This is a genomic window from Maricaulis sp. (assembly GCF_034670125.1).
Lineage (GTDB): Bacteria > Pseudomonadota > Alphaproteobacteria > Caulobacterales > Maricaulaceae > Maricaulis.
This window is the reverse complement of record NZ_JAXMOC010000001.1, coordinates 422632-449155: the sequence shown is the minus strand read 5'-3', so window position 1 is coordinate 449155 and position 26524 is coordinate 422632. Positions and strand designations below refer to the sequence as shown.

At 61.5% G+C, this 26524-nt stretch carries 25 protein-coding genes and 1 pseudogene; 12 read left to right on the top strand and 14 right to left on the bottom strand.

The window, feature by feature from the left end; all coding sequences use genetic code 11:
• Positions 1-93 precede the first annotated feature (93 nt).
• Both VOI18_RS01870 and VOI18_RS01865 read left to right on the top strand, forming a co-directional pair.
• Positions 94-1329, top strand: a complete 1236-nt coding sequence (locus tag VOI18_RS01870) for an acyltransferase family protein (RefSeq protein ID WP_323760706.1) — start codon at positions 94-96, stop codon at positions 1327-1329.
• Between the two features lie 60 nt (positions 1330-1389).
• Positions 1390-3846 carry a prolyl oligopeptidase family serine peptidase gene (locus VOI18_RS01865; protein ID WP_323760705.1) on the top strand — a complete coding sequence of 819 codons (2457 nt, stop codon included), beginning with the start codon at positions 1390-1392 and terminating at the stop codon, positions 3844-3846.
• 40 nt (positions 3847-3886) lie between these two features.
• Here the strand turns inward: VOI18_RS01865 and VOI18_RS01860 are convergent, their stop codons facing one another.
• The gene (locus VOI18_RS01860) at positions 3887-4864 is read right to left on the bottom strand and encodes a hypothetical protein (protein ID WP_323760704.1); all 978 of its coding nucleotides are present in this window, start codon (positions 4862-4864) and stop codon (positions 3887-3889) included.
• A 63-nt stretch (positions 4865-4927) separates the two neighbouring features.
• Here VOI18_RS01860 and VOI18_RS01855 point away from each other — a divergent pair, with 63 nt between their 5' ends.
• Complete coding sequence (locus VOI18_RS01855) at positions 4928-5098, top strand: hypothetical protein (RefSeq protein ID WP_323760703.1); 171 nt, start codon at positions 4928-4930, stop codon at positions 5096-5098.
• A gap of 5 nt (positions 5099-5103) precedes the next feature.
• On the opposite strand, the gene VOI18_RS01850 is transcribed toward VOI18_RS01855, so the two are convergent.
• The 5 genes from VOI18_RS01850 to VOI18_RS01830 all read right to left on the bottom strand — a co-directional run bounded on the left by VOI18_RS01850 (position 5104) and on the right by VOI18_RS01830 (position 9358).
• A complete protein-coding gene (locus VOI18_RS01850; RefSeq protein WP_323760702.1) occupies positions 5104-5976 on the bottom strand; it encodes an HNH endonuclease in 873 nt (290 codons plus the stop codon).
• A gap of 115 nt (positions 5977-6091) precedes the next feature.
• Positions 6092-6910 carry an enoyl-ACP reductase gene (locus VOI18_RS01845; RefSeq protein WP_323760701.1) on the bottom strand — a complete coding sequence of 273 codons (819 nt, stop codon included), beginning with the start codon at positions 6908-6910 and terminating at the stop codon, positions 6092-6094.
• Positions 6911-6954: 44 nt separating this feature from the next.
• On the bottom strand, positions 6955-8169 hold the full coding sequence (gene fabB, locus VOI18_RS01840) for a beta-ketoacyl-ACP synthase I (RefSeq protein WP_323760700.1): 1215 nt from the start codon (positions 8167-8169) through the stop codon (positions 6955-6957).
• Between the two features lie 14 nt (positions 8170-8183).
• Positions 8184-8702: a bifunctional 3-hydroxydecanoyl-ACP dehydratase/trans-2-decenoyl-ACP isomerase gene (fabA, locus tag VOI18_RS01835; RefSeq protein ID WP_011644985.1), complete on the bottom strand. Its 519-nt coding sequence runs from the start codon at positions 8700-8702 to the stop codon at positions 8184-8186.
• Between the two features lie 89 nt (positions 8703-8791).
• Positions 8792-9358 carry an SH3 domain-containing protein gene (locus VOI18_RS01830; protein ID WP_323760699.1) on the bottom strand — a complete coding sequence of 189 codons (567 nt, stop codon included), beginning with the start codon at positions 9356-9358 and terminating at the stop codon, positions 8792-8794.
• A gap of 82 nt (positions 9359-9440) precedes the next feature.
• Here VOI18_RS01830 and VOI18_RS01825 point away from each other — a divergent pair, with 82 nt between their 5' ends.
• From VOI18_RS01825 to VOI18_RS01805, 5 genes are all read left to right on the top strand, one after another.
• Positions 9441-9692, top strand: a complete 252-nt coding sequence (locus VOI18_RS01825) for a hypothetical protein (protein WP_323760698.1) — start codon at positions 9441-9443, stop codon at positions 9690-9692.
• Positions 9689-10582, top strand: a complete 894-nt coding sequence (locus VOI18_RS01820; protein ID WP_323760697.1) for an MBL fold metallo-hydrolase — start codon at positions 9689-9691, stop codon at positions 10580-10582. Before VOI18_RS01825 ends, VOI18_RS01820 begins: the two co-directional genes overlap by 4 nt.
• 86 nt (positions 10583-10668) lie before the next feature.
• Positions 10669-10884, top strand: a complete 216-nt coding sequence (locus tag VOI18_RS01815) for a hypothetical protein (RefSeq protein WP_323760696.1) — start codon at positions 10669-10671, stop codon at positions 10882-10884.
• 71 nt (positions 10885-10955) lie between these two features.
• A complete protein-coding gene (locus VOI18_RS01810; protein ID WP_323760695.1) occupies positions 10956-13010 on the top strand; it encodes an alpha/beta fold hydrolase in 2055 nt (684 codons plus the stop codon).
• A gap of 62 nt (positions 13011-13072) precedes the next feature.
• Positions 13073-15322 carry an alpha/beta hydrolase family protein gene (locus tag VOI18_RS01805; protein WP_323760694.1) on the top strand — a complete coding sequence of 750 codons (2250 nt, stop codon included), beginning with the start codon at positions 13073-13075 and terminating at the stop codon, positions 15320-15322.
• On the opposite strand, the gene VOI18_RS01800 is transcribed toward VOI18_RS01805, so the two are convergent.
• Complete coding sequence (locus tag VOI18_RS01800; protein ID WP_323760693.1) at positions 15319-16062, bottom strand: HesA/MoeB/ThiF family protein; 744 nt, start codon at positions 16060-16062, stop codon at positions 15319-15321. The genes VOI18_RS01805 and VOI18_RS01800 overlap by 4 nt on opposite strands.
• Before the next feature lie 136 nt (positions 16063-16198).
• On the opposite strand from VOI18_RS01800, the gene VOI18_RS01795 reads away from it, so the two are divergent.
• Positions 16199-17515, top strand: coding sequence for a DEAD/DEAH box helicase (locus VOI18_RS01795; protein ID WP_323760692.1), 1317 nt, complete (start codon positions 16199-16201; stop codon positions 17513-17515).
• Here VOI18_RS01795 and VOI18_RS01790 read toward each other — a convergent pair.
• The 6 genes and pseudogenes from VOI18_RS01790 to coaBC all read right to left on the bottom strand — a co-directional run bounded on the left by VOI18_RS01790 (position 17512) and on the right by coaBC (position 23704).
• Positions 17512-19242 (bottom strand): AAA family ATPase, encoded by a 1731-nt coding sequence (locus tag VOI18_RS01790; RefSeq protein ID WP_323760691.1) that lies wholly within the window; start codon positions 19240-19242, stop codon positions 17512-17514. The genes VOI18_RS01795 and VOI18_RS01790 overlap by 4 nt on opposite strands.
• A 41-nt stretch (positions 19243-19283) precedes the next feature.
• A complete protein-coding gene (locus VOI18_RS01785) occupies positions 19284-20348 on the bottom strand; it encodes a dsDNA nuclease domain-containing protein (RefSeq protein WP_323760690.1) in 1065 nt (354 codons plus the stop codon).
• A gap of 159 nt (positions 20349-20507) precedes the next feature.
• The gene (cysK, locus tag VOI18_RS01780; RefSeq protein ID WP_323760689.1) at positions 20508-21458 is read right to left on the bottom strand and encodes a cysteine synthase A; all 951 of its coding nucleotides are present in this window, start codon (positions 21456-21458) and stop codon (positions 20508-20510) included.
• A 61-nt stretch (positions 21459-21519) separates the two neighbouring features.
• Positions 21520-21996 carry a hypothetical protein gene (locus VOI18_RS01775; RefSeq protein WP_323760688.1) on the bottom strand — a complete coding sequence of 159 codons (477 nt, stop codon included), beginning with the start codon at positions 21994-21996 and terminating at the stop codon, positions 21520-21522.
• Position 21997: 1 nt separating this feature from the next.
• Positions 21998-22456, bottom strand: a complete 459-nt coding sequence (dut, locus tag VOI18_RS01770) for a dUTP diphosphatase (RefSeq protein ID WP_323760687.1) — start codon at positions 22454-22456, stop codon at positions 21998-22000.
• A 65-nt stretch (positions 22457-22521) separates the two neighbouring features.
• Positions 22522-23704: pseudogene (gene coaBC / locus VOI18_RS15035) on the bottom strand (bifunctional phosphopantothenoylcysteine decarboxylase/phosphopantothenate--cysteine ligase CoaBC).
• A gap of 58 nt (positions 23705-23762) precedes the next feature.
• On the opposite strand from coaBC, the gene VOI18_RS01755 reads away from it, so the two are divergent.
• The 3 genes from VOI18_RS01755 to VOI18_RS01745 are packed head-to-tail and all read left to right on the top strand — an operon-like array spanning position 23763 to position 25591.
• On the top strand, positions 23763-24146 hold the full coding sequence (locus tag VOI18_RS01755; protein WP_323760684.1) for a hypothetical protein: 384 nt from the start codon (positions 23763-23765) through the stop codon (positions 24144-24146).
• The gene (locus VOI18_RS01750; RefSeq protein WP_323760683.1) at positions 24137-25279 is read left to right on the top strand and encodes an RHS repeat-associated core domain-containing protein; all 1143 of its coding nucleotides are present in this window, start codon (positions 24137-24139) and stop codon (positions 25277-25279) included. The genes VOI18_RS01755 and VOI18_RS01750 overlap by 10 nt, the downstream gene beginning before the upstream one ends.
• Positions 25280-25288: 9 nt before the next feature.
• The gene (locus tag VOI18_RS01745) at positions 25289-25591 is read left to right on the top strand and encodes a hypothetical protein (protein ID WP_323760682.1); all 303 of its coding nucleotides are present in this window, start codon (positions 25289-25291) and stop codon (positions 25589-25591) included.
• A 348-nt stretch (positions 25592-25939) separates the two neighbouring features.
• Here the strand turns inward: VOI18_RS01745 and VOI18_RS01740 are convergent, their stop codons facing one another.
• Positions 25940-26461, bottom strand: coding sequence for a protoglobin domain-containing protein (locus tag VOI18_RS01740; RefSeq protein WP_323760681.1), 522 nt, complete (start codon positions 26459-26461; stop codon positions 25940-25942).
• Positions 26462-26524 lie beyond the last annotated feature (63 nt).

Here is a 26524-nt window from a genome sequence, read left to right as displayed (position 1 = left end):
CGCAATCTTGTCCCGCCGGCCTGCCGGTTGCCCCGCCTTGCTGGTGCAGATGACCGGTCAGATGGATGAAAGGGACCGACAAGGAGCCACCCCATGACTGCGACATTGACCCATTCTCCCCATACACCCGGCAACGGCCGCCAGTTCGGCCTCGACTGGCTGCGGATCGGCGTCTTCATCCTGTTGATCTTCTATCACACCGGCATGTTCTTCAACACGGAGGGCTGGCATGCCAAGAGCCTCAATGCGAACGACGCGATGGAGCCCTTCATGTGGCTGTCCAGCCCCTGGCGCCTGCCCTTGCTCTTCCTGATCTCCGGCGTCGCCATGCGCTTCCTGTCGGACAAGCTGGGCGGTGGGACGTTTGCCCTCGACCGTCTCTGGCGCCTGTTCCCGGTGATCCTGTTCGGCATGTATGTGATCGTGCCGCCGCAATCCTATTCCGAACTGCGCATCGCTGGCATCATCGAGCCAGGCTATTGGGATTTCTTCCGCCAGTATGCCGGCGAGTGGGCCGGGCCCTGGGCACTGCACACGCCGACCTGGAACCATCTTTGGTATGTCGTTTATCTATTCGTCTATTCCCTCCTTCTGGCGCCTTTCTTCCCGCTTCTGCGCAAGCTCGCCGACAGTGGTGTGATGCAGGCGGCAGGTCGGGCATCGTCGCGTGGCTGGATCGGGGTCGCGGCGCTGATCAGCCTGCCCTTGCTGCCCTTCCTCATCGTGCGGTTCACCTTGTTCGAGCACTTCCCGACCACCCATGCCCTGCTTGACGACTGGGCCAATCACGCCAATTCGCTTGCGATGGTGCTGATCGGCTATTTCATGGCCAAGAATGACGGCGTCTGGCGCACGGTCGACCGGGCCCTGCCGGTTGTCGGTGCGTTGACCGCTGTGCTGCTCGCCTACCTGTCCTGGGCCTATACCCATATCGAGATCGCGCTCGGCGAGCCGGCCCTTTTGTGGTTTGCCCGACTGGCCCGCATCGTCTTCATGTGGTCGATCATCCTGACCCTGCTCGGGGCAGCCCGGCGCTGGTTGAACCATGATGGCCCGGTCCGGCGCTATCTCACGGCTGCGGTTTTTCCCTGGTACATCCTGCACCAGACCATCATCGTCATTGTCGGCTTTGCGATCCGGGATGCCGGATATGGCGTGTGGACCGAGTTCGCCCTCATCGCCGGTGCCACATTCGGAGGATGCATCCTGGGCTTCGAGGTGTTGCGTCATATCCCTGTCCTGCGCCTGGTGATGGGGATGAAAGCCCTGGCCCCGGCCGTGGCGCCGCCCCCCTCGATGCAGACCGGGCCGACATTACAAAAACTTTAGACGAAACCCCGGCCCAGCCGCCTATCTTCCCCGGGAATGGATTTTTCCGGGGAGTACGGCATGTTGAAATCGATGATGAAATGCGGGTTCGGACTGGTCGCGGCGTCGGCCCTGTGGGCGGCGCCACTGGCCGCGCAGGACCCCTATCGCCTGCCGCCGCAGGACATCATCGATATTGTCGACGCGGCGCCGTCGCCCTGGACCTCGCTGTCGCCGGCCCGCGACACGCTTTTGCTGATGCACCGCGAAGCCCTTCCGCCGGTCGCCGAACTGGCCCGTCCGATGGAGCGCCTGGCCGGTCTCCGCCTGGACGCGACGCTGAACGGCCGCCACGGGCCGCGCTCGGTGATCGGCCTGTCGCTGGTTGATCTGGAGAGCGGCGAAGAGCGAGAGGTCAGCCTGCCCGATGATGCCGGCATCTCCAATACCAGCTGGTCGCCGGACGGATCGCAGATCGCCTTCGTGATGACCCGTAATGACCAGCTCAGCCTGTGGGTCGTCGATGTCGAGAATGCCCGGGCCCGCGAACTGGTCGACAGCGGCATAAATGCGGTGTTCTCGCCGCTCGACTGGATGCCAGATGGTGAACGCCTGCTGGTCAGCCTGGTCGATCCGGATCGCGGTCCGATGCCGGAGCGCCCCCGCGTGCCGTCCGGCCCGGTCACCCAGGAAGCCAGCGGTTATGAAGCGCCGGTGCGGACCTATCAGGACCTGCTTGCCGACGATCATGACGCCGCCCTGTTTGCCTGGCTGGCGACAAGCCAGCTGGCTTTGGTCAACACAAGCGGTCGCCCGCGCGTGCGCGAGATTGGTGAGCCGGGGCTGTATTATTCCGCCGATCCGGCACCAGGTGGCGATTACATCCTGATCGGCGAGATGGAGCAGCCCTTCTCTTATCAGGTCCCGTGGTCCAGCTTCCCGGACCGGGTTTTCGTCACGGATATGGACGGCGATGAGATTGCCACGATCGCCCGCCAGCCGCTGGCCGACAATGTGCCGATCGGCGGCGTCGTGACCGGCCGTCGTTCGGTCAGCTGGCAGGCCAGTCATGCGGCCCGCCTGATCTGGGCCGAAGCGCTCGATGGCGGCGACCCGCGGGTCGAGACCGACCAGCGCGACAGCGCCTGGGCCTTCGAGGCCCCGTTTGACGGTGAGCCGGTCGAGATCCTGCGCACCGAGGACCGGTATTACGGCACCCAATTCACCACCGAGGGCCAGCTTGGCTTCTCGATGGAATACGACCGCGACACCCGGGTCATTCGCCGCTGGCTCGTCGATTTCGCCGATCCCTCGGTCGAGCCGCGCCTTGCCGAGGAGCGCAATTACCAGGACAGCTATGCCAACCCGGGCAGCGCCCTGAGCGTACGCAATGAATTCGGCCAGAACGTAGTCGGCGTGCATGATGGCTACATGTACATGGCCGGCGATGGCGCCACGCCGGAGGGCGATCGTCCCTTCCTTAACCGGGTTGATTTCGAGACCTTCGAGACGACCGAGGTCTGGCGCAATAGCGGCGAGAATTATGAGGAGGTGATCGGACTCACCTCTCCCGATGCCTCGTCTTTCCTGACCCGCTGGGAAGACCCGGTCACGCCGCCGAATGTGCGCTGGCACCGGACCGGTGAAGAGACCGCCGAGATCACCGACTTCGCCAATCCGCACCCGCAGCTCAATGAGATCAGCCGCGAGCTGATCACCTATGAGCGTGCGGACGGCGTGCCGCTCTCGGCCACGCTCTACCTGCCGGCCGATTACGAAGAGGGCGACACGCTGCCGGTCCTCGTCTGGGGTTATCCGCTGGAATACAATGACGCCTCGACCGCCGGTCAGGTTTCCGGTTCGCCCTATGAGTTCACCCGTGTCGGCGGCACCAGCCCGCGCTTCCTGGTCACCCAGGGCTATGCCTTGCTGGAAAATGCCACCATGCCGATCGTCGGCGATGACCCGCTGACGGTGAATGACACCTTCATCGACCAGCTCGTCCTGTCGGCAGAAGCCGCGCGCGATGTCACGGTCGAGATGGGCTTTGGTGATGGCGAGCGTCTGGCGATTGCCGGTCACTCCTATGGCGCCTTCATGACCGCGCACCTTCTGGCTGCCTCCGACGTCTTCCGCGCCGGTATTGCCCGCTCGGGCGCTTACAACCGCACCCTGACGCCGTTCGGCTTCCAGTCCGAACGCCGCACCTTCTGGGCCGCACCGGATACCTATTTCGAGCTCTCACCCTTCATGCATGCCGACCAGATCAATGAGCCCATGCTGATGATCCACGGCCAGATGGACAACAACTCCGGCACCTATCCCATGCAGTCCGAACGCATGTTCGCCGCCGTAAAAGGCAATGCCGGCACCGCCCGCCTGGTCATGCTCCCCTATGAAAGCCACGGCTATCGCGGCCGCGAGAGCATCCTGCATGTTCTTGCAGAGAGCATCGACTGGCTCGACCGTTGGGTGAAGCCGGTTGAGGACCCGATGGGTGAGGGTGAGGAAGAAGAATGGGTTGGTTCGCCCCATTGAAGAGGCGCGCGTCGACCAGGGTGGTGGTCACCGGTGATCCCTACCAACCTCGTTCGGAGGAAAGGCGGTCCAAATGCTGCTGGTAGGTAGCTCTTCCGGACACCTCATGCTCGACCAGCCCGCTGACATGATTCATCGCTTCTTCGGGATCGTTTCCGATGGATACCCACGCTGCGACCAACTCAATTGCGGCCTGTGCGGCCTGCTCCGATGCGCCACTACCCAGATTACCAGTGATCTGGGCGTTCTTGAGCTCAAACCAAGACTGTGACGTGGTGCCACTTGAGATGACCAGATCTTGCAGGACTTCCGTGCAGTTGGTGTTCGCGCGCGCAAGCAAGGTATCTGAATCTCCGAATGGGTACTTGATGCGCCGGGTTGCGACCGCCTGTCCGAGGTAACTCCGGCAAAGCTGAATGCGAGCATTCATATGTAGAACGGGGTTATCGGGTGCCAAGCGAGCGGTATTCCGAGCAATCAGTTCGCGCAGGGCAATCGAACGGCCGATTGTCTCAAGTGCGGCATCCTCATAACCCACTCTCCTGTCAAGGTTTTCGAGCCTGATCGTTTGTGCCGCCGCCTCGAAGCGGGCGTACCGGTCCCACAAACACTCCGCCGCCTCCAGGGCGTAACGCAAGTCATCCAGCGAATTGGCGGTGTTTGTGGTTACAACGGGTAGATTGAGGACGTTCTCAACGGAAGCGTAGGAATGAGAGTTCTGAAGTGTCGCCCAAAGGTATTGTTGATCAAGTGCCATCGTGACCGCGCAACGAACGACCATCTCCAAATCCCCTCTTTGTGCCGGCGACAGGCGAGAATCCGCGACGAGTTGCGACAGGACCGATGACCAATCCCGGATTCTTTGGAGGTTGCTGGTCGCTTCCTGGTCAATTGCTTGAAAACGTTGACCATAGGATTGAACCACGGCCTCTGGATTGTTCTGCGCGTCCGTGTGTGCCGTGGACAGGCACAAGGCAATCAGCGCTGCCAGGAAGGACGTCTTTGGAAATCTGACCATGTATTGACCCGATGCACACTGCTTCAACGCAATCCTCAAGCGGAACACGGTAGGCACGGTCAGTTGTCGAGTAAAGCTCCGAGCATCCGGCGCGCCCGCGCCGCCCGCCTGGTCATTCTCCCCTATGAAAGCCACGGCTATCGCGGCCGCGAGAGCACCGACTGGCGGGATCGCTGGGTGAAGCCGGTTGAGGACCCGATGGGTGGGGGTGAGGAAGGCGGGGCTGGGGAGTAGGGTTCTTAGCCTTTGAAATAGGTTTCCCGGTGGTATCGCAGAAACTCGGCATGGGGCCGAAAATGTGACGCCTCCGGGACCGCAACTTGACCACTAGGATCGAAAAGTCGCTCCACACCCTCTGGCAACAAGCCTTTCGCTTTCAGGAGGCGGAAGTCGTCGTCTATTGCGATTAACCCGCGGTCGAAGAGCCAATGGGCTGTACGTGAAAGCGCTACGCCATTTTGGATGGAGTCCGGCCCATCGTCTGCGACAGGTCGAATGTGAGCGGCTTCGATCTCGGCGCGACCTCCACCATTGATAATTTGAAGGCCTGTAACCGCACAGCGAAGGTCGTAGGTTGTTCGAACCTTTCGCGCGAAAGCGGCATCGCGGAACTTTCGAGAAACTAGTTGCTCGACGATTGGCCGCTTGAATACAGCTGGGGGATCTGAAAGTCCGGGGCGATCAGTGCGTGTTCCCTCGAACAGTTCCGCAGAAAAGCCGACATCACAAATCAAACTGAATTCATCATCGGGGATTCGCCTGACCGACACTCCAAAGGCGCCTTGGTTGCTTGATCCATCGGCTTTCTGAAGCTTTGCTTCCCAGTAGGACCCGTCAGGCCTGCGGTGGGGAACTGGTTCGGTGAATTCCAGGTAGTTCGAAAGGTGGGCAATGCAATCGCCCGACTCGTCAGGCGCGCGCTGAAGGTCTGAAATTTGTGCTACTGCGAGGTACGCTAGGCGGCCGCCTCCAGCACGAGGTTCATAAAAGAGTGCTAGATCTCCAACCGCTTCAGTCGCAGCTTTTACCAGTCGTTTGGGGACAAAATAGGTCTTACCCGACACTTCCGTGTAGGTGCTCTCGATGGATTGCATCAGGACGACCTTGGTCATCCGGCCAGGCTAGCGCGGTTTAGAATTAAGTAAAGCGCCAACTAGTTGAACAAAATACAAAAAACCCCGCCAGCATCCGCCAGCGGGGTCTTTCAATCCGACAGTGTCGCCAATATCAGTCGTCGTCATCCATGCTCGGCACGGCCACCGCGTGGAAGCCCGCATCCACATGCAGCGTTTCACCCGTACACGAGAAGCCGAGGTCTGACAGCAGATAGAGCGCGGCGCCGGCGACGCCTTCCATTTTGGTGTCCTGCTTCATCATCGACCATTCGCGGCCGGTGCGCATCAGGGCCTTGCCGCCGGAGATGCCGGCCATGGCGAGGGTGCGCATCGGGCCGGCCGAGAGGGCGTTGACGCGGATGTCCTTGGGGCCCAGGTCGCGGGCCATATAGCGGGTCGAGGCCTCGAGAGCCGCCTTGGCGACGCCCATGACATTGTAGGACGGGACGACGCGTTCCGAGCCGAGATAGGTCAGCGTCACCATGGCGCCGCCGTTGGGCATCAGGTGGGAGGCGCGCTTGCCGGCATCGACGAAGGAGAAGGCCGAGATGTCCATCGCCCGGCGCCAGCCCTCGCGGGTGGTGTTCTCGGTGAAGGAGCCGACCAGCTCGTCCTTGCCGGCAAAGGCGATGGCGTGGACGAGGAAGTCGATCGTGCCCCACTTGTCTTCCAGCGCCTTGAAACAGGCATACATGGATTCGTCATTGGTGACGTCGGCCTGGACCATGAAAGGCTCGCAGGGCAGGCTCTCGACCAGCGGACGGACCCGGCGCTCGAGCGCTTCATCCTGGTAGGAGAAGGCGATTTCGGCGCCCTGGGCGGCCAGTTGCTGGGCAATGCCCCAGGCAATCGAGTTCTTGTTGGCCACGCCCATGACAAGACCGCGCTTGCCCTTCATCAGCTCGCCGGCCGGGAAAACCGTGTCACTCATCGTGATATCCTCTTTTTGGATCAGATGCCGCCGTGTCGGGCGGGTCAGACTTTTTCGAAAACGACCGTGCCGTTGGTGCCGCCAAAGCCGAAGGAGTTCGACATGGCGGTTTTCAGGTCGGCGTCGCGGGTTTCGGTGATGATGGGCAGGTTCAGCGCCGCAATGTCGGGGTCCATGTCGAAGACATTGATCGACGGGGCGACGAAACCCTCTTTCATCATCAAAAGCGTGTAGATGGCCTCGTGCACGCCGGCCGCGCCGAGCGAGTGGCCCGTCATCGACTTGGTGCCGGAGATCATCGGGGCGCTGTCGCCGAACACGGTCTTGACCGCTTCCATCTCCTTGATGTCGCCGACCGGGGTCGCGGTGGCGTGCGGGTTGAGATAGTCGATCGGCTTGTTGACGGTTTCCATGGCCAGCTTCATCGAGCGGATAGCGCCTTCACCGGACGGGGCGACCATGTCGTGCCCGTCGGACGTGGCACCATAGCCGGTGACTTCGGCCAGGATGTTGGCACCGCGCGCCTTGGCCCGCTCGTATTCTTCCAGCACGACCACACCGGCGCCGGCACCGCCGACGAAACCGTCGCGGTCCTTGTCGAAGGCTCGCGAGGCCTGCTCGGGCGTGTCGTTATACTTGGTCGACATGGCGCCCATGGCGTCGAACAGGTTGGAGAGCGCCCAGTGGATCTCCTCGCAACCGCCGGCAAACATGACGTCCTGCTTGCCCCACTGGATCTGCTCGGTCGCCGCACCGATACAATGCAGCGAGGTCGTGCAGGCCGAGGTGATGGAGTAGTTCACGCCGAGGATCTTGAACGGGGTGGCCAGCGTCGCCGAGGCCGTCGAGCTCATCGCCTTGGGCACGGCGAACGGTCCGATCCGCTTGGGACCTTTCTCGCGGGTGATATCGGCAGCATTGACGATCGTGCCGGCCGAAGGGCCGCCCGAGCCCATGATGATGCCGGTGCGGTGGTTGGAAATGTCGTTGTCTTCCAGACCACTGTCGGCAATGGCCTGAGCCATGGCCATGTAGTTCCAGCCGGCGCCTTCCGACATGAAGCGGTAGACGCGCTTGTCGACATGGGCGGCCGGATCAATGTCCGGCTTGCCGCCGACCTGGCAGCGGAATCCAAGCTCGGCGAAGCTTTCCATGCGGCCGATACCGCTCTTGCCGTTCTTGAGGGACTCGGTGACTTCCGCAGCATTATTGCCGATCGGGGAAATCACGCCGAGACCGGTAATGACAACACGACGCATGAGGCTCTCCTGGGTCAGGCCATTTCGCCGGGCTTGAACAGGCCCACGCGCAAATCCTTGGCAGTATATATGGTCTTTCCGTCCACTTCGACACGGCCATCGCCGATCGCCATGATCAGGCGGCGCTGGATGACGCGTTTGAGGTCGATGACATAGCGGACTTTCTTGCAATCCGGGGTGATCTGGCCGGTGAACTTCACCTCGCCCACGCCCAGGGCGCGTCCCTTGCCGGGATTGCCCTTCCAGCACAGGAAGAAGCCGACCAGCTGCCACATGGCGTCGAGGCCGAGGCAGCCCGGCATGACCGGATCGCCCTTGAAGTGGCAGTCGAAGAACCAGAGGTCGGGTTTGATGTCGAGTTCGGCGACGATCTGGCCCTTGCCGTGTTCGCCGGTTTCGTCATCGATGTGGGTGATACGATCCATCATCAGCATGGGCGGCGCGGGGAGCTGCGCGTTGTCGGGTCCCCACATCTTTCCATTGCTGGAGTCGATCAGGTCATTGTAGCTGAAAGAGCTTTGGCGTTCAGTCATGTAGCCGATCAGTTGCGCCGCGGGTGAAGGCGCTTGGCGATCACCGGGCTGGTCACGAAAACCCGGCCTCTCAAGATCGACCGGGAAGATCAGGGCAGAGCGGTATCATGCGCGACCGACGTGCTCAAGGCGGGGTTGCGGTCGGTCTCGTCGTCGTTTCCGGTGTCCAGCTCCTGCGGATAGACGCCCCACAGGGTGTGGGGCCGTACCCAGCCGCGAAATCCCTGGCCCTCGACACGGCACCAACCGGTGCGGCAGCGCTCCAATGACAGGACCACCCCGGCTTCTGCGACCGCCTCGACCGGCGAGCTGTCGCTGTCGCGGGCGTGCAGCGGCGTTTCTTCCAGGGTGTAGACCGAGCGGCGGCCGGACAGGATCGACCGGTGCATCCAGGTGACCTCGCCATCGGGGTCGCGCACGCGGCGCCAGTCCGGGGTCTCCGCGATCACTTCCATGGGCAGGCCGGCCCGCAGATAGCGCCAGGCGATGGCATGCTGTGATGAGGGGCCGGAGCGACCGTTGGCGACGTCGACCTTCAGCGAGACAAAACGCGGCACGGCCTGGCCGGATGGCGTGGCCGTGTGCTCGGTTTCCTGGGATGCAAAGACCGACCCGGCGAATGTCAGGCAGGCGATCAGGGTAATGAGGCTTCGCATGGGACGCTCCTTGACCTTATCCCTCTGCCAAAACAGGGTGAACAGGTGGTAAATTCCGCGTCGGAAACCAGGAGTTCGAGGCATGTCGACACGACGGAAAAATACCGGTGCCGGGGTCGCAGTGGGCATCGCCCTTGGCGTGGCATTTGGAGCGGCCTTCGACCAGCTGGGCCTCGGACTGGCGCTTGGCGTGGCCATCGGCGCGGCGTTCGAATGGCGCCCGCGCGGCGAGCCATCACCCGATGGTGAGGATGCAAATCCGAAAAACATGCCTATATCAGACCCAGACAGGCCGGACAGCGGATCCGGTGATTTCTCGGGAGGGGATGAATGAGCTTTCGTTTGGCAATCAGCACAGCCGCGGCGGTCCTTGCCGCCAGCGGCATCGCCGTCGGTTCCGCGGGCGCGGTCCGGCAGGACGTGACCGCGACATCAACCGACATGGGCGATGGCATCCACATGATCTCAACCGGCATTGCGGGCAATCTTGCCCTGCTGACCGGCGATGACGGCGTGGTGATGGTCGATGACCAGCTCCCCAATACCGGCTCGGTCATCGAGGGCGCGGTCGTCGAGATCGCCGGCGCGGGCGCCCCGCGCTTCATCGTCAACACACACTGGCATGGCGACCATACAGGCGGTAACTCGCATTTCGCGCAGCAGGGCTCGACCGTCGCCGCTCACCACAATATCCGTACGCGGATCGAGAATTCCGACGCCGAGTGGACAGACGTGCCGGGCGCTTTGCCGATCCTCACATTCGGGGACGATCTGAGCTTCCACATGAATGGTCAGACGGTCGAGGCGGTCCATGTCCCGTCGGCCCATACGGATGGAGACGCCTTCGTGTATTTCCGCGAAGCCGACATCCTGCACATGGGTGACATCTTCTTCTCGGGCTGGTTCCCCTTCATCGATCTCGAGTCCGGCGGCACGGTGGACGGCTATCTGGCCGGCATGGAACGGGGGCTGGCGATGGCTGGCGAGAACACCCGCATCATTCCCGGACATGGTCCGCTTTCAACGCGTGCCGAGCTGCAGGCGTCGATCGACATGTTGCGTGAAGCCGCGTTCCGCGTCCGTACCCTGGTGGAGAGCGGTGCCGATCTCGAGACCGTGCTCGCCGCAGAGCCTCTTGCCGACTATGACGCGGAGTGGAGCTGGCGCTTCATCACCACCGAGCGCATGGTCACCACGCTCTACAATGACGCGGTCGCCAACTGACGATCCGTGCCAGTCGGACTGTGATCTGACGAAGATTTAAAGCATCACACAGCTTCCGGAGAGGTCATGTCGCCCATACAGGCGGCATGACCACCTCTACACCTCCGCCGGCTCCGCGAGAGTCTTCCTCGCCGCCAACCCGATTTCGCAAGCGCCTGGGCTTCGCTGCAGGTCTCGCCGTCGGTGTTGCCCTATGGCTCATCATTGCCCTGGTCACCGGTAGCTGGATGCTCGGAATCCTGTTCGGTCTTGCGCCGGGACTGGCAATTGGACTGGGCCTGCAACTGACCGCGCGGCGCTGACGCCTGTACGGTTGCAACACCCGGGCCCTGACGCTTAAATTGGTGTCGGGGGCTGTTTCATGATTCCGGTATTGAGTGTTTTTCGGGCGACCTTGGTCGCGGTTCTTGGTGTGGCGGCCTTGTTTGCCACAATGGTCGGACCGGTCGGGGCCCAGCGCATTCCGTCCATGGGCGATGGTGCGATCGAGGATTTCCTGCGGCACGTGATCCGTCCGCCGCGTTATGAAAATGTCCGCCTGTCGCCCAACGGGCGCTATCTGTTGTTGGTCGAAAAGCCCCACCGCAGCGGCGGCGACGATACAATTCTTGTCTATGATCTGGACTCCGAGGGCGATTCGGCCGGGCGCCGGGTTTCGGTTGGAAACCGGCGCGTGGACTGGGTCGAATGGGCCAATGATGACCGCTTCCTGATCGCCATCAGTGCCCGCAATGTCCGCGTGACCCTGCGCCGGGAGCGGGGCCGGTACCAGCTTGTCGCGTCGCAATCGCGCGTCCTGACCATTGACCGGGACAGCTTGCAACGGGTTTCAGTGCTGTTTGACGGGGAGGGGGAGAATTTCTGGAACCCCAACCGGTCGCCGATCACTGATTTCCTGCCCGATGACCCTGACCATATCCTCATGCCCAGCTATGAGCGCCGCAACTACAATCTCTACCGCGTCAATATCGAGACCGGTGCAGCGGACCGTGTCGAGCGGGGCGATGATGCGACCGTGGCCTGGTTCAGCGCCAATGGCGAGGCGGTCATGCGGGTCGACCGGACACGGAGCGGTGAACACCTGCGCTTTCATGCCCGCACAGGCCGGAACGGGCGCTGGCGCCGGGTCAATACCGTGCGCACGCTCGACCTGTTTGATGCGCGGGCGAACTTCGAATGGGCCGGACCGTCCGACCGGCCGGGAGAGATCTATGTCCGCGCCCGGCCGGATGGTTCGGAATTCTACGGGATTTATCGCTATGACCTGGCCGAGGATGTGTTTCTGGAACCGGTCGCCGTTCGCGATGACTACGATATTGATTACGCCCTAATCGACGAGGACACAGGACGCTATTACGGCTATTCCTATGCCGGCGCGCGCCGGCATTTTGTCTTTGCCGACCCGGCCTTTGCGGCTGGATATGCCGACATCCGGCGTCAGTTTCCCGAAGATGTGATTGTCGAGCCGGTTTCGCTCGGCGCCAACCGGATGGTGGTCTATGTCAGCGGCGCCACCCTGCCCGGCGTCTACTATCTGCACGATGCCGGAGCGGGCGTGATCGACGAGCTGGTGGCGGTGAACAGCGATCTGGTGGCAGACAGTCTGCAACCAATGCAGGCCATAAGCTATACGGCCCGAGACGGCACCGAAATCCCCGCCTTCCTGACCGAGCCGGCCACCGGCAGCATCTCGTCAACACCGCTGGTGGTGATGCCGCATGGCGGGCCCGAGGCCCGCGACGAGCAGGGCTTTGACCCGGTGGTCCAGTACCTGGCCGCCCAGGGCTATACGGTCTTCCAGCCCAACTACCGCGGCTCGTCGGGTTATGGGCGGGCCTACGCGGAGGCGGGATACCGGCAATGGGGCCGCCTGATGCAGGACGATCTGACCGACGGTGTCGCCGCGCTTGTCGAACGCGGCCAGGCCGATCCGGACCAGGTCTGCATTGTCGGTTTCAGCTATGGCGGCTATGCCGCCCTGATCGGCGCCGCGCTGACCCCCGAGCTGTACCGGTGCGCGTTCGCCGGAGCGCCGGTCGCCGATGTGGAGGAGTTCCTCGAGTTCAAGGAGGATGCCGGTGATGAAGTCCATGACTACTGGGTTGAATTGCTGGGACATCCGCGCCGCGATCGTGACTTCATGCGCGAAACCTCCCCGGTGCGGATCGCGGACCGCATAGACCGACCGGTCTATCTCCTGCACGGCGATGCGGACCGGGTCGTGCCGGTCGAGCAGTCGCGGGTGATGGCCGCCGCCCTCGAGGCCGCAGATGCCGACTTTGTCTATGAAGAGGTGTCGGGGCTGACCCATAATTGGGGCGAGGGCCGGGACTTCATTGTCACCATGCGCAACTTGGCAGCGTTTCTTGATGACGCGATGGACGGTCGGATCGACAGCTTCGACCCGAATGCGAACAAGGACGAATAGTGTCGGGGTGCCAACCCCGCAGAGGGGAGCGGCGAGGCCCGTTCCTGTGTGGAGAGGTATGAATGGGTTGGAATGCAGTCACAATGCCGGTGGGCCGGCTCCTCGCGGCCATGCTTGCGGTGGTGGTCGGCGCCCAGGCCGGGGCCATCCAGAACCGTCCGCTGACCATCAATGACCTGGCCCAGCCCCCGTCGATCCGGACGATCCAGATGTCGCCGGATGGCCGACAGGTGGCCTATCTGCAACGCACCAGCGATTTTCATGCGCTGGCCCGGGCGATGGATTCGGTTCATCGCGACGACCCGGACAATCTTCTCCATCGCTTGTTGCTGGTCGATCTGACTGGCCCTGCCGACGCGCCGCCACGCGAGATTGATCTGGGCACCGACATCCCGGTCGGAATCAGCTGGGCCGGACCGGATCGGCTGATTGTCGGCACCATTGCCACCTCGGAGGACAATGGACACATGCGCCCGCGGCGGCGGTCACGGGTACCCTATTACCGTTTCTACTGGCGCCTGGTCTCGGTGCACATTCCGACCGGTCAGCGCGATGTCCTGTTTGGCGATGACGAGGCTTGGGACATGCGGGCCGCCGACAATTTCGCGGAAGTCGTCCACCCGCTTCCCGGTGAGCCCGATCATGTCCTTGTCGCGGCGCACCGCAATTCCAACTTCGATCTCTGGCGTCTCGACCTTGTGACCGGTGACCATGACCGTGTTGAACGCGGCAGCTCAAATACCGTTCAATGGGCCGCCAATGAACAGGGCCGGGCCACATTCCGGCTCGATCTGGATGTCGACGATGATCGCGCCCGCATCTATCGCCGGCGATCCGGCTCCGACCGCTGGAGCCGGGATGAGTCGCTCACGCTGAATGAATTTGTCGACTACATCCACCGGGCCAACCGCTCGATCTGGGCGGCCAATACCGATGACGACGATACGGTGCTGGTGGCCGTGCGGCCGGAGGGGGCGGAGCGGCGCGGCGTCTACGAATACGACCTGGAGGCGGACGAGATCGGTGACCGGGTCTGGGAGCACCCGACCTATGATCTGGACACCGTGCTGAGGGACGAGCTGTCCGATCGGATGATCGCCGTCACCTATCTGGACGACCGCATCCGGACCCGTTTTTTCGACCGGCGCCTCAACGCCCATTTTCAGGCATTGACCGCCTATTTCGAGGCCGACGCGGTTGTCTACCCGTTGGATGTGACAGCCGACGCCCTGCTCCTGTTTGTTACCGGACCGCAGGAGCCGGGCAGCTATTACGCCTATTCGCTGGAGACGTCGGAAGTCCGGCCCCTCGCCGCGGTCAATCCGGCCCTGCTTGGGACCCGGTTGAGCCGGGTCACAACCGAGCAGGTCACGACCCGCGACGGGCTGGTCATCGATGTCTTTGTCACCCATCCCGCCGGAGCCCGGCCCGGGGCCGCCCTGCCCACCGTGATCATGCCGCACGGGGGCCCCGAAGCGCGCGACAGCTTCGGCTTTGACCCGGTCGCCCAGTATTTCGCCGCCGAAGGCTGGCGGATCCTGCAACCCAATTTCCGCGGTTCGGAAGGCTATGGACGCACATTCGCCAGCGCCGCTCACGGACAGTGGAGCCGGGCGGTGCAGGACGACATCACCGACACGCTGCAATGGGCCATCAATAGCGGGCTGACGCGACGGGACCGGGTCTGCATTGCCGGCTTTTCCTACGGCGGCTACGCGGCGCTCGCCGGTGCCTTTGTGACCCCGGACGCCTACCGGTGTGTGGTCAGCGTGGCCGGCATCTCGGACCCGGAGGCCTTCATCGACTGGTCCCGCGAGAACCGGCCGGACAGTGTCGAATACTGGACCCGGCAGATCGGCGACCCCGAAACCGAGGCCGAGGCGGTCCGGGCCATGGCCCCGGTGCACCAGATCAGCCGAATGCGGGCGCCTATCCTGCTGCTTCACGGCAACAAGGATGAGGTCGTGCCCATGGCCCAGACCGAAATCATGATCGAGGCCCTGGAGGCGGCCGGATATGATTTCCGTGAGCGCACCATTCGCGGTGCCGGCCACAATTTCGAAACGCCGCTGGGCCTGGGCCGGACGCTTGCCTTGATGGAGGCCTTCATGGGCGAATATCTCGACGAGGTTCAGCCCGCGGATCGCGACTCCTGGCAGACCCTGACAGAGCCTGAACGCATCAACCTGCCCCAATTCCGGCGCGTGATGGGCCTGCCGGATCCGGCCGATGACTCCCCGAACGGCTTGACCGAAATGCTGGGCGCAACCACCGACACCGCCGATGAGTTCCCCGATGACCCCGAAAACTAACCGCCGCAGGCGGGGCAGGCGGGGTCCTTGTCCAGCGTGACGGCGCGGCTTTCCATCGACAGGCCGTCGAACAGGTGGATGCGACCGTCGAGGGTCCGGCCGGCGCCGCAGATATGCTTGATCGCCTCCATCGCCATGATCGAGCCGACGACCCCGGTCAGCGCGCCGACCACACCGACCTGTTCGCAGGTTTCCCCGTCGGGCGGCGTTTGCGGGACCCAACAGCGATAGCAGGGTGCGTCGGGTCGGGCATTGAACAGCGAGACCTGTCCGTCCCAACGCCCGACGGCGCCGGAAACCAGCGGCTTGCTGCCGGCCAGGCAGGCGGCGTTGACGGCGTAACGGGTCTCGTAATTGTCGCAGCCGTCCAGGACCAGGTCGGCCTTTCCGATCAGACGCTTGGCGTTCTCGCTGTCAAGCGCCTTGACGACGGCGCGCACGCGGCTGCCCGGGTTGAGGGCGCGCAGTTCGCGGGCGCCGGTCTTGGCCTTGGCCGAGCCGATATGGCGGGTGCGGAAGATGATCTGGCGCTGCAGGTTGTCGACCGTGACCGTATCCGCGTCGATCAGGCTGATCGTCCCGACCCCGGCGGCTGCCAGGTAGAGCGCTGCGGGCGCGCCGAGGCCGCCGGCTCCGACAATGGCGACATGCGCACGGGCGAGGGCCTGCTGGCCGGGGCCGCCGATTTCCTTGAGGACAAGATGGCGGGCGAAGCGGTCGATATCGATTTCGGTGGTCATGGCCCATAGGTGCCGGGATTGCGGTCGCGCTTCAAGAGGGAATCCCGGTTGCAGCCCCGGCCTGTCCACCCGCACCGGTGACAGCGAATGCGCTTTGCAGGCTTGTTCCGCGCGCGAACAGGGGCAATCTGGCGCCATGTCCGTTCCCGCCAACCCGCCCCTGCCGGCGCCAAGCCTGTCCGAACACCAGGAGCGCTTGCTCGACTGGCTCGCCAGCGCCCGCCCGAATGTCTTCCTGACCGGTCGTGCGGGCACCGGCAAGACGACGCTGATGCGCGAATTCCTGCGCCGGGCCGGACCGCGTGCGGCGGTGATCGCGCCGACCGGCGTGGCGGCGATGCAGGCGGGTGGCCAGACCATCCACTCCTTCTTCCATTTCCCGCCGCGCATGATCGGCGCCCGCGATATCCGCAAGGTGCGTCACCGCCGTGTCGTGCAGGCGCTGGAAACCCTGGTCATCGACGAGATTTCCATGGTCCGCGCCGACATGATGTGGGCGATCGACAAGTCGCTGCGCCTCAATCGCGAGCGCAATGAGCCCTTCGGCGGGGTGCAGATCGTGCTGGTTGGCGATCTCGCCCAGCTTCCGCCGGTCATCCAGGGCGCCGAGGCGGAATATCTGGAATCGACCTATGGCGGGCCCTTCTTCTTCCACCCGGACAGTTTCCGCGATGCCGGCTTTTCCTATGTCGAGCTGGAACAGGTCTTCCGGCAGACCGACGAATATTTCGTCGACATTCTCAATGCGATCCGCGACGGCGATCTCGACAGCGACAAGGCCGCCGACCTGAATGACCGGGTGACCGGCCGGTCGGGGCTGGAGGCCTCGCTCTCGCACATCGTGCTGACCGCCACCAATCAGACGGCCTGGCATATCAACCAGGCGCGGCTGGAAGGCCTGCCGACCTCGCACAAGGCTTTCGAGGCCAAGGTCGAGGGCCAGTTCGACCAGCGCCTCTTCCCGGCCGAGGAGCCCTTGGTGCTCAAGATCGGCGCCCGGGTCATGCTGACCCGCAACGACCCGCAGGGGCGCTGGGTCAATGGCACGCTGGGGCAGGTGGAAGGGTTTGACGAAAAAGCCGTGCGTGTGCGCATCGGCGAAACAGTCCATGCTGTCGAGGCCCAGAAATGGGAGCGCAATGCCTATGCCTTCGATCCGGAGAAACAGGCCCTGACCAAGACCACTGCCGGGGCCTTCACCCAATTCCCGCTGCGCCTCGCCTGGGCGATGACCATCCACAAGGCCCAGGGCCTGACGCTCGACAAGGTCTATCTAGACCTCGCCCGCCGGCTGTTCGCCCACGGTCAGGCCTATGTCGCCCTGTCGCGGGCGCGCTCGCTGGAAGGCCTGGAACTCTCCCGCCCGCTGACGCCCGGCGACGTCATCTCCGATCCACGGATCTTCGACGTAACGGCGTTCTGTGACCCGGCTCCCGCGAGTGTGAGTGCCTAGCCAGCAGTAGTTAGTGTCTCCCGGTGCATCTCCCCAATATCATTGAGGACAGACTGATAGCTATCCTTCCTGAGGACTGACAGCTTGTTATCCAGCTCGTGTCGAGCGGCATTGTCCAGTTCGTTGTTATCGGCAAACTCATCTACAGATACGGTTGCGAGAATCATCTGCTGACCAGGAAGCTTCTTCGAGACGATAAAATCCAGAATTGCCTTCCGGTTGGTGGGGTCCTGTTCTTGCTGAAAAGGAGAGTCGATCAGCATTGGGCAAACCAGGAAAGAATTGAAATGATTCATCGTGCTGAGAAAGGCAAAGTATTGCGCCAACAGTGCTCGCGGCAGGTCGCTGCCCAGCGCATTGTTTTTGATCTGCCTATCAAGTGAATTGTAATCGTCCTCAGTGAGCACACCCACGTTAAGGGCGTTGAGGTACTCTTTCATCCGAGCCTTGTACCAGGTGACGACGTCCTTCTTTCGGGTGCTGTCGACTTTGAGGGATCTGGCATTGTTCGAGAGTTGATTGTTGATGCCCTCTTCTTGGCTCAGCATCTCCTGAATGTCGGTGTTCAGCGTGCTGATCATTTCTTTCATGCCTTCGGAAGCGATGAGCTCCGACAACGTTACATTCTCCTTCGTACGCGCCAAGGTGGCCTCAACTTCCTGAAGTTGAGACGAGACTTGTTTGTATTCCTCTTCCACGTGTTTGAGCTGAACTGTGATGTCGCTTCGTTTCTTCATCCAGTGGTCCACAAGGGCATGGCAGTGGTCAATATCATCAAGGATGCCGAAGCGCTCGACAAACGAGTTGCAGAACTCCGTACCGCAGGTCGGACATCCGACCACTTCCGGAGTTTCTGGAGACTCTGAGTATCGGTAATCAGCTTCAAGCTCTGTGATGGCTTTCCGCAGCACATCAAGCTCCGTATCAACCGAGTTGCGTTGATTCCTGATTTCCTTCAGGCGAGAAAGTACGCCCTGCTGCTGGGCGTAGATGACGTTGTACTGATCAACGACTGCTTCCAGTTCCGCCCGGAATGCGGTTGGATCGAGGTCAACCTGCGTTCGGACTTTTCGCTTCTCGACCGAGTTTCGCGCGGCCTGCATTGGGAGGCGTTCGCTTTGGATGCCGTTGAGCTGCTCCTGAAGTCCAATTTGGCGCTTCTTGGCATCGTAATAGCTCTGTGGCCGAACACCCAAGTGATAGTCAAGCATCAGTTTGCGGTAGCTGCTAAACTGTTTAAGGCCGACAAAAGAGGACCAGGTTGTTGACCACCCTTCATCCTGATCAACGTAGAAGGGGAGGAAATAAAAGGCCGGTCCGGCGGTGCCGAGTTTTCCATCGCTTTGGCGCTCAAGCTCAATATCAAATTTGAGAAGCTTGTTCATAAATTTGGCGATGCCGTTCGCACCACCTATATTTACGTGACGAGAAATAAACCGCTTATCGGCATCGAACACACCGAAATATTTTTCATCACGGACAACATGATAGGTCTTTCCAGAGATTTCGAATCTCACGCAGTAAATCGGGTTCGCCTTTTTCCAGACGGTGTTGTTAATCTGCGGCGTATCCGCACCTAGGCAGTGGTAAATTGATTTGATAAGCGTGGACTTGCCGACATCATTCTCCCCGATCAGGAGATTCACGTTCGGGCTGAGGCTGAGGTTTATCCCCGCCCTTTCTGCTTTCGACAGTATCCACAAATCCCTGAATTCGAGGCTTTTCACTGTAACTGCCTTTTCTTAAGTTGCGTACTAGTTTCTTAAAATCAGACTTCGTCATAGTAGACTAGCGCCCCCAGCGCGCGCAGATAGTCTGTCTGCTTGTAAATATTTGCAATGTGGTCGTTATCCATTGTCATATCGACACATTTATCCAGAAAATCATCTAAATCTATTGTCGAGCCATTTTCATCCATGACGATATACCGCATCCTATCCGATATATCTTTGACCTCTCCATTCAATGGGTTGTAGTAATCTGCCGAAGCCTCTGGAAGCTTCTTCTGAAGGCGAATCAGATCGGTCATGGTCCATCCGGCGGCGGTGAGATAATTTGAGATTGTCGCAACATCCAAAGTCTGCCGCGTCTTTGCATGCATGTGGTTCAGGGTTCCCTCAACGAGATTCTGACCGATACACTTCTTCTCGATCAGCTCATCCGTGGTCGCAATCGCGTCAGAAGGGTGGTTATTGCGCCGAGTAATCTCGCCCTGAATCAGCCTGATCCAGGTGCGGATGTTCAGTCCGTGGTCTTCGCCAAACTTGTGGCAGAAAAGCTCCGTCGCCTCACCTACTAGGAAGCTCTGCATGGCTTCCAGGCTCACGCCTGTTACAAGGAAGTTCAGTTTCTCAAGGTGCTTCTCATCGAAGCCGGGAATCTCGACCGTCAGCTTGGCTAGCAGTCTTTGGCGAAGCTTTGCATCCAGGTCTTTGGCGCAAAGCTCCTTGTCCGTGAACTCAAATGCGTTGTTGGAGACAAGCACAACACGCACGTCGTGTTTGGAGCAAATGCCGCTAAGATTAGAATACATCTTTCCAACGATTGACGCTTTACCCTTGGGACGGGTCGTGATGCTGCTCAGCGACCGAGGCTTCGACGCAGACGACGTCTTCACCTGAATGAACTCTGCATAGTTCGGGTGATCGGCCGGAGACAGAAAAAGAACGTCGTCGTGGAACTCGAATGCGATGAGGTAGCTTTCGTCTGCGATGTGCCTCCGCATCATCTGACAAAAGGCCCAGTTCTTCTGATAGTCGAACCGGGATGCCGAATCCGACCCTGCTATTTCCCGCTGAGGTTTGGATGTTAGGCTTGAAATTAAGTCTGCCATAGCGTCTCCCCACTCGGATCGCTGAACTTAGTCGCACTCCGAGGTTGTTGACTAGAGCACTTCCAGTGTCACGATTTCAAGCTTCGAAATTACGACCCTGAATTTAAAAACCGCGCAACCAAGCCGGTTTGCCCGGGTTCTGCACTCCTCCAACTTTCCCTAATCCTCAAACAACGCCGTCGACAGATAGCGCTCCGCAAAACTCGCCAGGATCACCACGATGGTCTTGCCCGCCATGTCGTCGCGCTTGGCGACCTCCAGGGCGGCTTTCAGCGCCGCGCCGGAGGAGATGCCGCCCGGAACGCCTTCCAGCTTGGCGGCTTCACGGGCCATCGCAAAGGCGTCGTCATTGGAGACGGTGACCACTTCGTCGATCAGGTCGGTGTCGAGAATGTCCGGCACGAAGCCGGCACCAATGCCCTGGATCTTGTGCGGGCCGGGCGCGCCGCCAGACAGGATGGGGCTGTCGGTCGGCTCGACGGCGACAACGTGGAAGCCGGGTTTTTTCTTTTTCAGCACCGAGGCGCAGCCGGTCAGCGTGCCGCCCGTGCCGACGCCGGAGATCAGCACATCGGCCTCGCCCGCCGTGTCATTCCAGATTTCCAGAGCCGTGGTCTTGCGGTGGATGTCCGGATTGGCCGGATTGGCAAACTGGCTCGGCATCACCGCGCCCGGTGTCGCATCGATGATTTCCTGGGCCTTTGCGATGGCGCCCTTCATGCCCTTGGCGGCTTCGGTCAGGACCAGCTCGGCGCCGAGATGCTTGAGGAGTTTGCGCCGCTCGATCGACATCGATTCCGGCATGGTCAGGATCAGACGGTGACCGCGGGCGGCGGCGACGAAAGCCAGACCGATGCCGGTATTGCCCGAGGTCGGCTCGACCATCACGGCGCCCTCGCCCAGCTTTCCGGCCGCTTCCAGCGCGTCGATCATCGCCACACCGATCCGGTCTTTCACCGAAGCGAGCGGGTTGAAGAATTCCAGCTTGGCCAGGACGCGGCCCTTGGCGCCGTGCGCGTCGGCGAGCTTTTTCAGCTCGACCAGCGGGGTATTGCCGATGGTGTCGGCGATGGAGGCATAGATGCGGCCGCGGCCGGGTGTGTCGGTCATGTTGTTTCTCCTTTTGCGACCAACTTAGGGGGCCGCGCGCCCGGCGCCAGTGACGAATGTGTCAAGGCATAGTTTGGGATGGCTGTGTCTCGGTCAGTTTTGAGCTGAGCCAGTCGCGGATCCATGCTTCTTCGTCAGGAGTGATGTTGTGAACGAAGAAGTAGCCACACCCTTGGAGAACCAGATAGCCGCCACCGACCCCGAGTGAGTTAACGATCTCGGCGTCGCGTCGGAATACAATGTCTGTGTCGCCAACCGGCACGCCGGCCCATGGTGCACGCCATAACCCTGTTTGCCCGCTTACAAATGACGTGGCTTCGAGTAGCTCATTTGGAGAAAGCACCAACCGAACATCTTCATCATTCCCGACGACGTGATCTCGGGAAACCAAAATTTCGTTGGCCAGCTCGATCTGCTCTAGTGGCATTCGCTCACAGATGCCGTCCAGAAGGTAAAACCGCTCACGTGCTGCCCAAAGGCCTGCGCCCGTCAGAGAAAGCGTGACCAATATGCCGGTCAGTATCTGCCACCGGCGCATCTTACTTCGTGCCCGTAGAGCCGAAACCGCCGGTACCGCGTGTCGTTTCGTCCAGCGTGTCGGCGACCTCCCAGACGGCCTGGGTGACCGGGGCGATGATCATCTGGGCGATGCGGTCGCCGCGATTGACGACGAAATTGGCCCGGCCGTGATTGATCAGGTTGACGTGAATCTCGCCCCGATAATCGGCGTCCACGGTGCCCGGCGTGTTGACGCAGGAAATCCCGTGCTTGGCGGCGAGGCCGGAGCGCGGACGGACCTGGGCTTCATATCCTGCCGGCAGGGCAATCGCGATCCCGACCGGGATCAGCCGCCATTCGCCGGGCGGGATGGAGACGGGGTCGTCGGCAGGCACTGCCGCGCGCAAGTCCATGCCGGCGGACTGCGGCGTTTCGTAGGCCGGCAGCGCCAGACCCTCATAATGATCGAGCGGTTTGATCTTCACGGGCACGGTCGACATGGCGGCATCCTGGCTGGCGAGTGTTGGGACGCATCAAAGCCAAGCCCGCCTGATTTGGCCAGAGGCTAGAGCGCCGATGCGATCCGTGCGGCCAGCAGACCAGCGATCTTCGACTTCTCCGCCCGCTCCCAGGCTTCACTGCCCGTCCCGGTGACCAGCAGGACGGCATTCTCGGCTCCGCCCATGACATCTCCGGAGACATCATTGGCGACGATCCAGTCGCAGCCCTTGCGCTTGCGCTTGGCGATGGCGAGCGCTTCGACATCATGGGTCTCGGCGGCGAAACCGATGACCAGGCCGGGGCGGCCGTCGGTCATTTGCGAGATGGTCTTGAGAATGTCCGGGTTTTCGACCAGCGGCAGGCTGGAGAAGCTGGCCTTGTCGAGCTTGAGTTTCCTGTCAGACGGCTGCGCCGGGCGCCAGTCGGCGACGGCGGCCACGGCGATGAAGACATCGGCCGGCAGGGCGGTTTCGACCGCCGCGAGCATGTCGCGGGCCGTTTCGATATGGACGGTCTCGACACCGTCCGGGTCATCCAGCGCGGTCGGCCCGGCGACCAGGGTCACGCGGGCGCCAAGTGCGGCACAAGCCTGAGCGATGGCATAGCCCTGCTTGCCGGAAGAGTGGTTGGAGATGAAGCGGACCGGGTCGATCGGTTCACGCGTCGGTCCGGCGGTGACCAGGACGTGGCGACCCTTCAGCGTGTCAGGCATTCAAGAGGCTCGCGACGGCATCGGCAATCACATCGGGCTCGGCCAGGCGGCCGGGACCAAACTCGCCGCAAGCCATATCGCCCTCGTCCGGGCCGACAAAATGCACGCCATCGCCCTGCAAGGTCGCCAGACTGCGCTGGGTCGCCGGATGATCCCACATCCGTACATTCATCGCCGGCGCCATCAGGACCGGCTTGTCGGTCGCCAGCAGGGTAGTCGAGGCGAGATCATTGGCCAGGCCGGTCGCGGCCTTGGCCATCAGGTCGGCGGTAGCGGGCGCCACAACGACGAGATCGGCCGAGCGTGACAGCTCGATATGACCCATCTCGGCTTCGTCGGTGAGGTTGAACAGCTCGCCATAGACCTTGTCGCCCGACAGGGCGGAGACCGAGAGCGGCGTGACGAATTCGCTGCCCGCCCGGGTCAGGATGCAGCGACTGGCAATGCCGCGCTTTTTCAGCGTCCGGATCAGTTCCAGTGCCTTGTAGGCGGCAATCCCGCCGCCAATGATCAGGAGTATGGACTTGTCGGCCACGTGACGCCTCCGCTGATGGTCCCGTACAGGTAACCGTAAAGCGGCGAAACCCCAAGGGATGCATCACCTCGTCTCCGACCAGTCCGTCACCTCCACCTATGCCTATGACGGCGCCGGATATCTGGAAGCCGAGCATACCAATGCGCCCGGCTGGCTGTGGTCAGCAGGCGGGCAGACGCAAAGCCGTGACTTCTCCAGCACTCAACCGGTGCGAGCGGGAGAGCCGACCAATGTGCAAAACCAGTATGGCGCGGTGGTGCATGTCGAAGGCAGCACGACGACCAACTATACGCTGAGCTATGATTTCTCGGACAACCTGTCCGGCGACGGCACGCGCTCCTTCCTGCACGACACCCGCAATCGGCTCACCGGCCTGGTTCAGTCCGGTCAGACCATCCAGTATCGCTATGATGTGATCGGGGGTGCACCGGTGTGTCATTGAACAATGGTGCCAGCTGGACCCGTTTCAGTCATGCCGGTGGTATGGAAACCGGCGAGCTCAATGATGCCGGCCAGTATCTCCAGCGCTACATCCCCGGTCCGGGCGTCGACCAGCGCGAGGCGATGATCACCGTCAATCCGTCGACCGGGGCCGCCACGGCGCGGCATTACTACCACGCCAACCGGCTCGGCTCGGTCATCGCCCTGGCCGATGCCAATGGTGCCCTGAGTGACCGCTATGTCTACACGCCCTATGGCGTCGAGGCGCCGCTCAACACATCCGGCAACCCCTTCCGCTATACCGGCCGCCGCTACGACCCGGAGAGCGAGCTCTACTACTATCGCGCCCGCTATTACTGGCCGGAGATCGGGCGGTTTTTGCAGACCGATCCGATCGGCTATGCGGATCAGATGAATCTCTATGCTTATGTGGGGAATAATCCGCTGAATGCGACCGATCCGACGGGGATGATGCAAGACGCCGGAATGGGAGCGGGAATCGACAACCTCAATCGCGCTATGGCTATCGCGCAAGCAGAAGGAATCAGCGCCGAAGAAGCTATGCGGCGAGTTGCTCAGAACAATTACGATAATCTTGGGCGTGATATGCTGGTTGGCTTTGGAATTCCGGCAGCCATCATTGGGGGTGCCTATACTGTTTACTCGGGTGGCACCGTCCTGTTAGCAGATTTGGCATTGGGAGAAGCTCTCGGCGGAGCTTCATACGCTTCGCTCGCAGGTGGGTCCGTGACGCTCGCAGCTCGATCCGGGGTTGCTGATGATTTCGGTCGTGCTATCGATGATGCCCTGCGTTCGTCCTCACGAGAGATGGAAGTCGTCGTTCCGACCAATGCGGGCGACGTGACCTTCATGGCTGTAGTATCTGAGGACGGAGGTACATTGGTAACTAGTGATCTCGTGGTGTATGCCACGCAAGGGGGAGATATTTCTCGTGGTGCGGCCGCTGAGGCGATGACAGCTGGGGCGAGTGCTATCCAGGAAGCCGCCGCTGCACGGGGGTATACGGCGTGGCGCTATACCGCGCACAGATATCCGACCAGTTCTACTGCACGCCCAGGCTCCAGAGACCGTACGATTCCGATCTGTTCAGGGGCTGATGGCTCACAGTGTTGAGAGGTTCAAATGCAATATGAAGATGCCGTAGTCCTAGTATCTAAGCTTGTTGCTGACGGCAGGGGGGTGAGCGAAGTCTTGTGGGCCTTGAAGCGAGCGGCAGTGCCGGCGCACACGGCAACGAGGGCTATTCGAGCTGGCTTTTCATTAACGCTCGGCGAAGCCGCTAACGAACTATATTTACATAAGGCTTGGCAAGAAGAAGCGCGCAAGAATGCATCACTTCAGGATGCTGCGGTAAAAGCGTTAGATGAGCTCACCAATGAAAAAGGCTCCGGTTCGGTGTGGAATAAACGGGACAGACACAATTAATCCTCCCATATATCCCACCGTGAAAAACCGGGGACGCCAACAAACTGCAGACAAACTGGGACAGACACAATTACTGCCCCTCGACGTCCGCGCCCCCGGCGCACACCCCTCCATAAACCGCTTGCCGGGAGGTCGCCGTATCCGGTTCTTCAGGTCAAGGGCCGCAAGGCGGCCGCTTCGCGGTTTCACCCTTGAGCTGAAGAACCGGATACGGCCTGCTGGCTGACAAGCGTTCTATGGACAGCCCTGCGCGCGGCGCTCAGATCACCCGGAGCCTGACCCGGGACCGCGCGGGTCTCCCACTCAATCTGACGGTCGCGGCCTCGGCTTGCCAACCGGCAGCGAAACTCAATCAACCAGGTGGCGGATCTTCTGGGCGTCGGAGGACAGCGCGGCGCGCTTGTCCATGATGTGGCGGTAGAAGGCGCCCATCGACAGCTCGATGTCGTAATGGGTGATCCGCGACAGGGCCGTGATGTCGTCGGTCTTGAAGCTGCGTCGGTCGGCCATGCCCAGCTCGACGATGCGGGCAAACATGTTGGAATAGGCGGCGGTGTAGACATGCGCCGGGAATTCCAGCTTGGCATGACGTTCGCCCATGCCTTCGGTGGCTTCGTAATAGTGTTCGTCGAAGCGGGCCGAGAACAGCTCGTCACAATGGGCCAGCATGCCGGCGCGCAAATAGGTGATGTTGTCGGTGATCTCGAAATAGTGGGCGACGTCCGGATTACCGACCAGATGGTCGAACACGGTCTCGAGTGCGGCTTCGGCATACTTCATCAGGCGCGCTTTGAGGTGTTGCACCCGGTCGATCACGTCCTCGTCGATGCGAAAAAACTCGCGCTGAAGGCTGCGTGCCTCTTCATTCATGATGAAATCCCTTGCCATGACAGGCATATGGGCAGGCCTTTCTTTCGATTTTGTGTAAATCGT

Bases quoted from the DNA above. Each gene is read 5' to 3' on its own strand.
- VOI18_RS01870 (WP_323760706.1), top strand. From the start codon at position 94: ATGACTGCGACATTGACCCATTCTCCCCATACACCCGGCAACGGCCGC.
- VOI18_RS01865 (WP_323760705.1), top strand. From the start codon at position 1,390: ATGTTGAAATCGATGATGAAATGCGGGTTCGGACTGGTCGCGGCGTCG.
- VOI18_RS01860 (WP_323760704.1), bottom strand. From the start codon at position 4,864: ATGGTCAGATTTCCAAAGACGTCCTTCCTGGCAGCGCTGATTGCCTTG.
- VOI18_RS01850 (WP_323760702.1), bottom strand. From the start codon at position 5,976: ATGACCAAGGTCGTCCTGATGCAATCCATCGAGAGCACCTACACGGAA.
- VOI18_RS01845 (WP_323760701.1), bottom strand. From the start codon at position 6,910: ATGAGTGACACGGTTTTCCCGGCCGGCGAGCTGATGAAGGGCAAGCGC.
- fabB (WP_323760700.1), bottom strand. From the start codon at position 8,169: ATGCGTCGTGTTGTCATTACCGGTCTCGGCGTGATTTCCCCGATCGGC.
- fabA (WP_011644985.1), bottom strand. From the start codon at position 8,702: ATGACTGAACGCCAAAGCTCTTTCAGCTACAATGACCTGATCGACTCC.
- VOI18_RS01830 (WP_323760699.1), bottom strand. From the start codon at position 9,358: ATGCGAAGCCTCATTACCCTGATCGCCTGCCTGACATTCGCCGGGTCG.
- VOI18_RS01825 (WP_323760698.1), top strand. From the start codon at position 9,441: ATGTCGACACGACGGAAAAATACCGGTGCCGGGGTCGCAGTGGGCATC.
- VOI18_RS01820 (WP_323760697.1), top strand. From the start codon at position 9,689: ATGAGCTTTCGTTTGGCAATCAGCACAGCCGCGGCGGTCCTTGCCGCC.
- VOI18_RS01815 (WP_323760696.1), top strand. From the start codon at position 10,669: ATGACCACCTCTACACCTCCGCCGGCTCCGCGAGAGTCTTCCTCGCCG.
- VOI18_RS01805 (WP_323760694.1), top strand. From the start codon at position 13,073: ATGGGTTGGAATGCAGTCACAATGCCGGTGGGCCGGCTCCTCGCGGCC.
- VOI18_RS01800 (WP_323760693.1), bottom strand. From the start codon at position 16,062: ATGACCACCGAAATCGATATCGACCGCTTCGCCCGCCATCTTGTCCTC.
- VOI18_RS01795 (WP_323760692.1), top strand. From the start codon at position 16,199: ATGTCCGTTCCCGCCAACCCGCCCCTGCCGGCGCCAAGCCTGTCCGAA.
- VOI18_RS01785 (WP_323760690.1), bottom strand. From the start codon at position 20,348: ATGGCAGACTTAATTTCAAGCCTAACATCCAAACCTCAGCGGGAAATA.
- cysK (WP_323760689.1), bottom strand. From the start codon at position 21,458: ATGACCGACACACCCGGCCGCGGCCGCATCTATGCCTCCATCGCCGAC.
- VOI18_RS01775 (WP_323760688.1), bottom strand. From the start codon at position 21,996: ATGCGCCGGTGGCAGATACTGACCGGCATATTGGTCACGCTTTCTCTG.
- dut (WP_323760687.1), bottom strand. From the start codon at position 22,456: ATGTCGACCGTGCCCGTGAAGATCAAACCGCTCGATCATTATGAGGGT.
- VOI18_RS01755 (WP_323760684.1), top strand. From the start codon at position 23,763: ATGCATCACCTCGTCTCCGACCAGTCCGTCACCTCCACCTATGCCTAT.
- VOI18_RS01745 (WP_323760682.1), top strand. From the start codon at position 25,289: ATGCAATATGAAGATGCCGTAGTCCTAGTATCTAAGCTTGTTGCTGAC.
- VOI18_RS01740 (WP_323760681.1), bottom strand. From the start codon at position 26,461: ATGAATGAAGAGGCACGCAGCCTTCAGCGCGAGTTTTTTCGCATCGAC.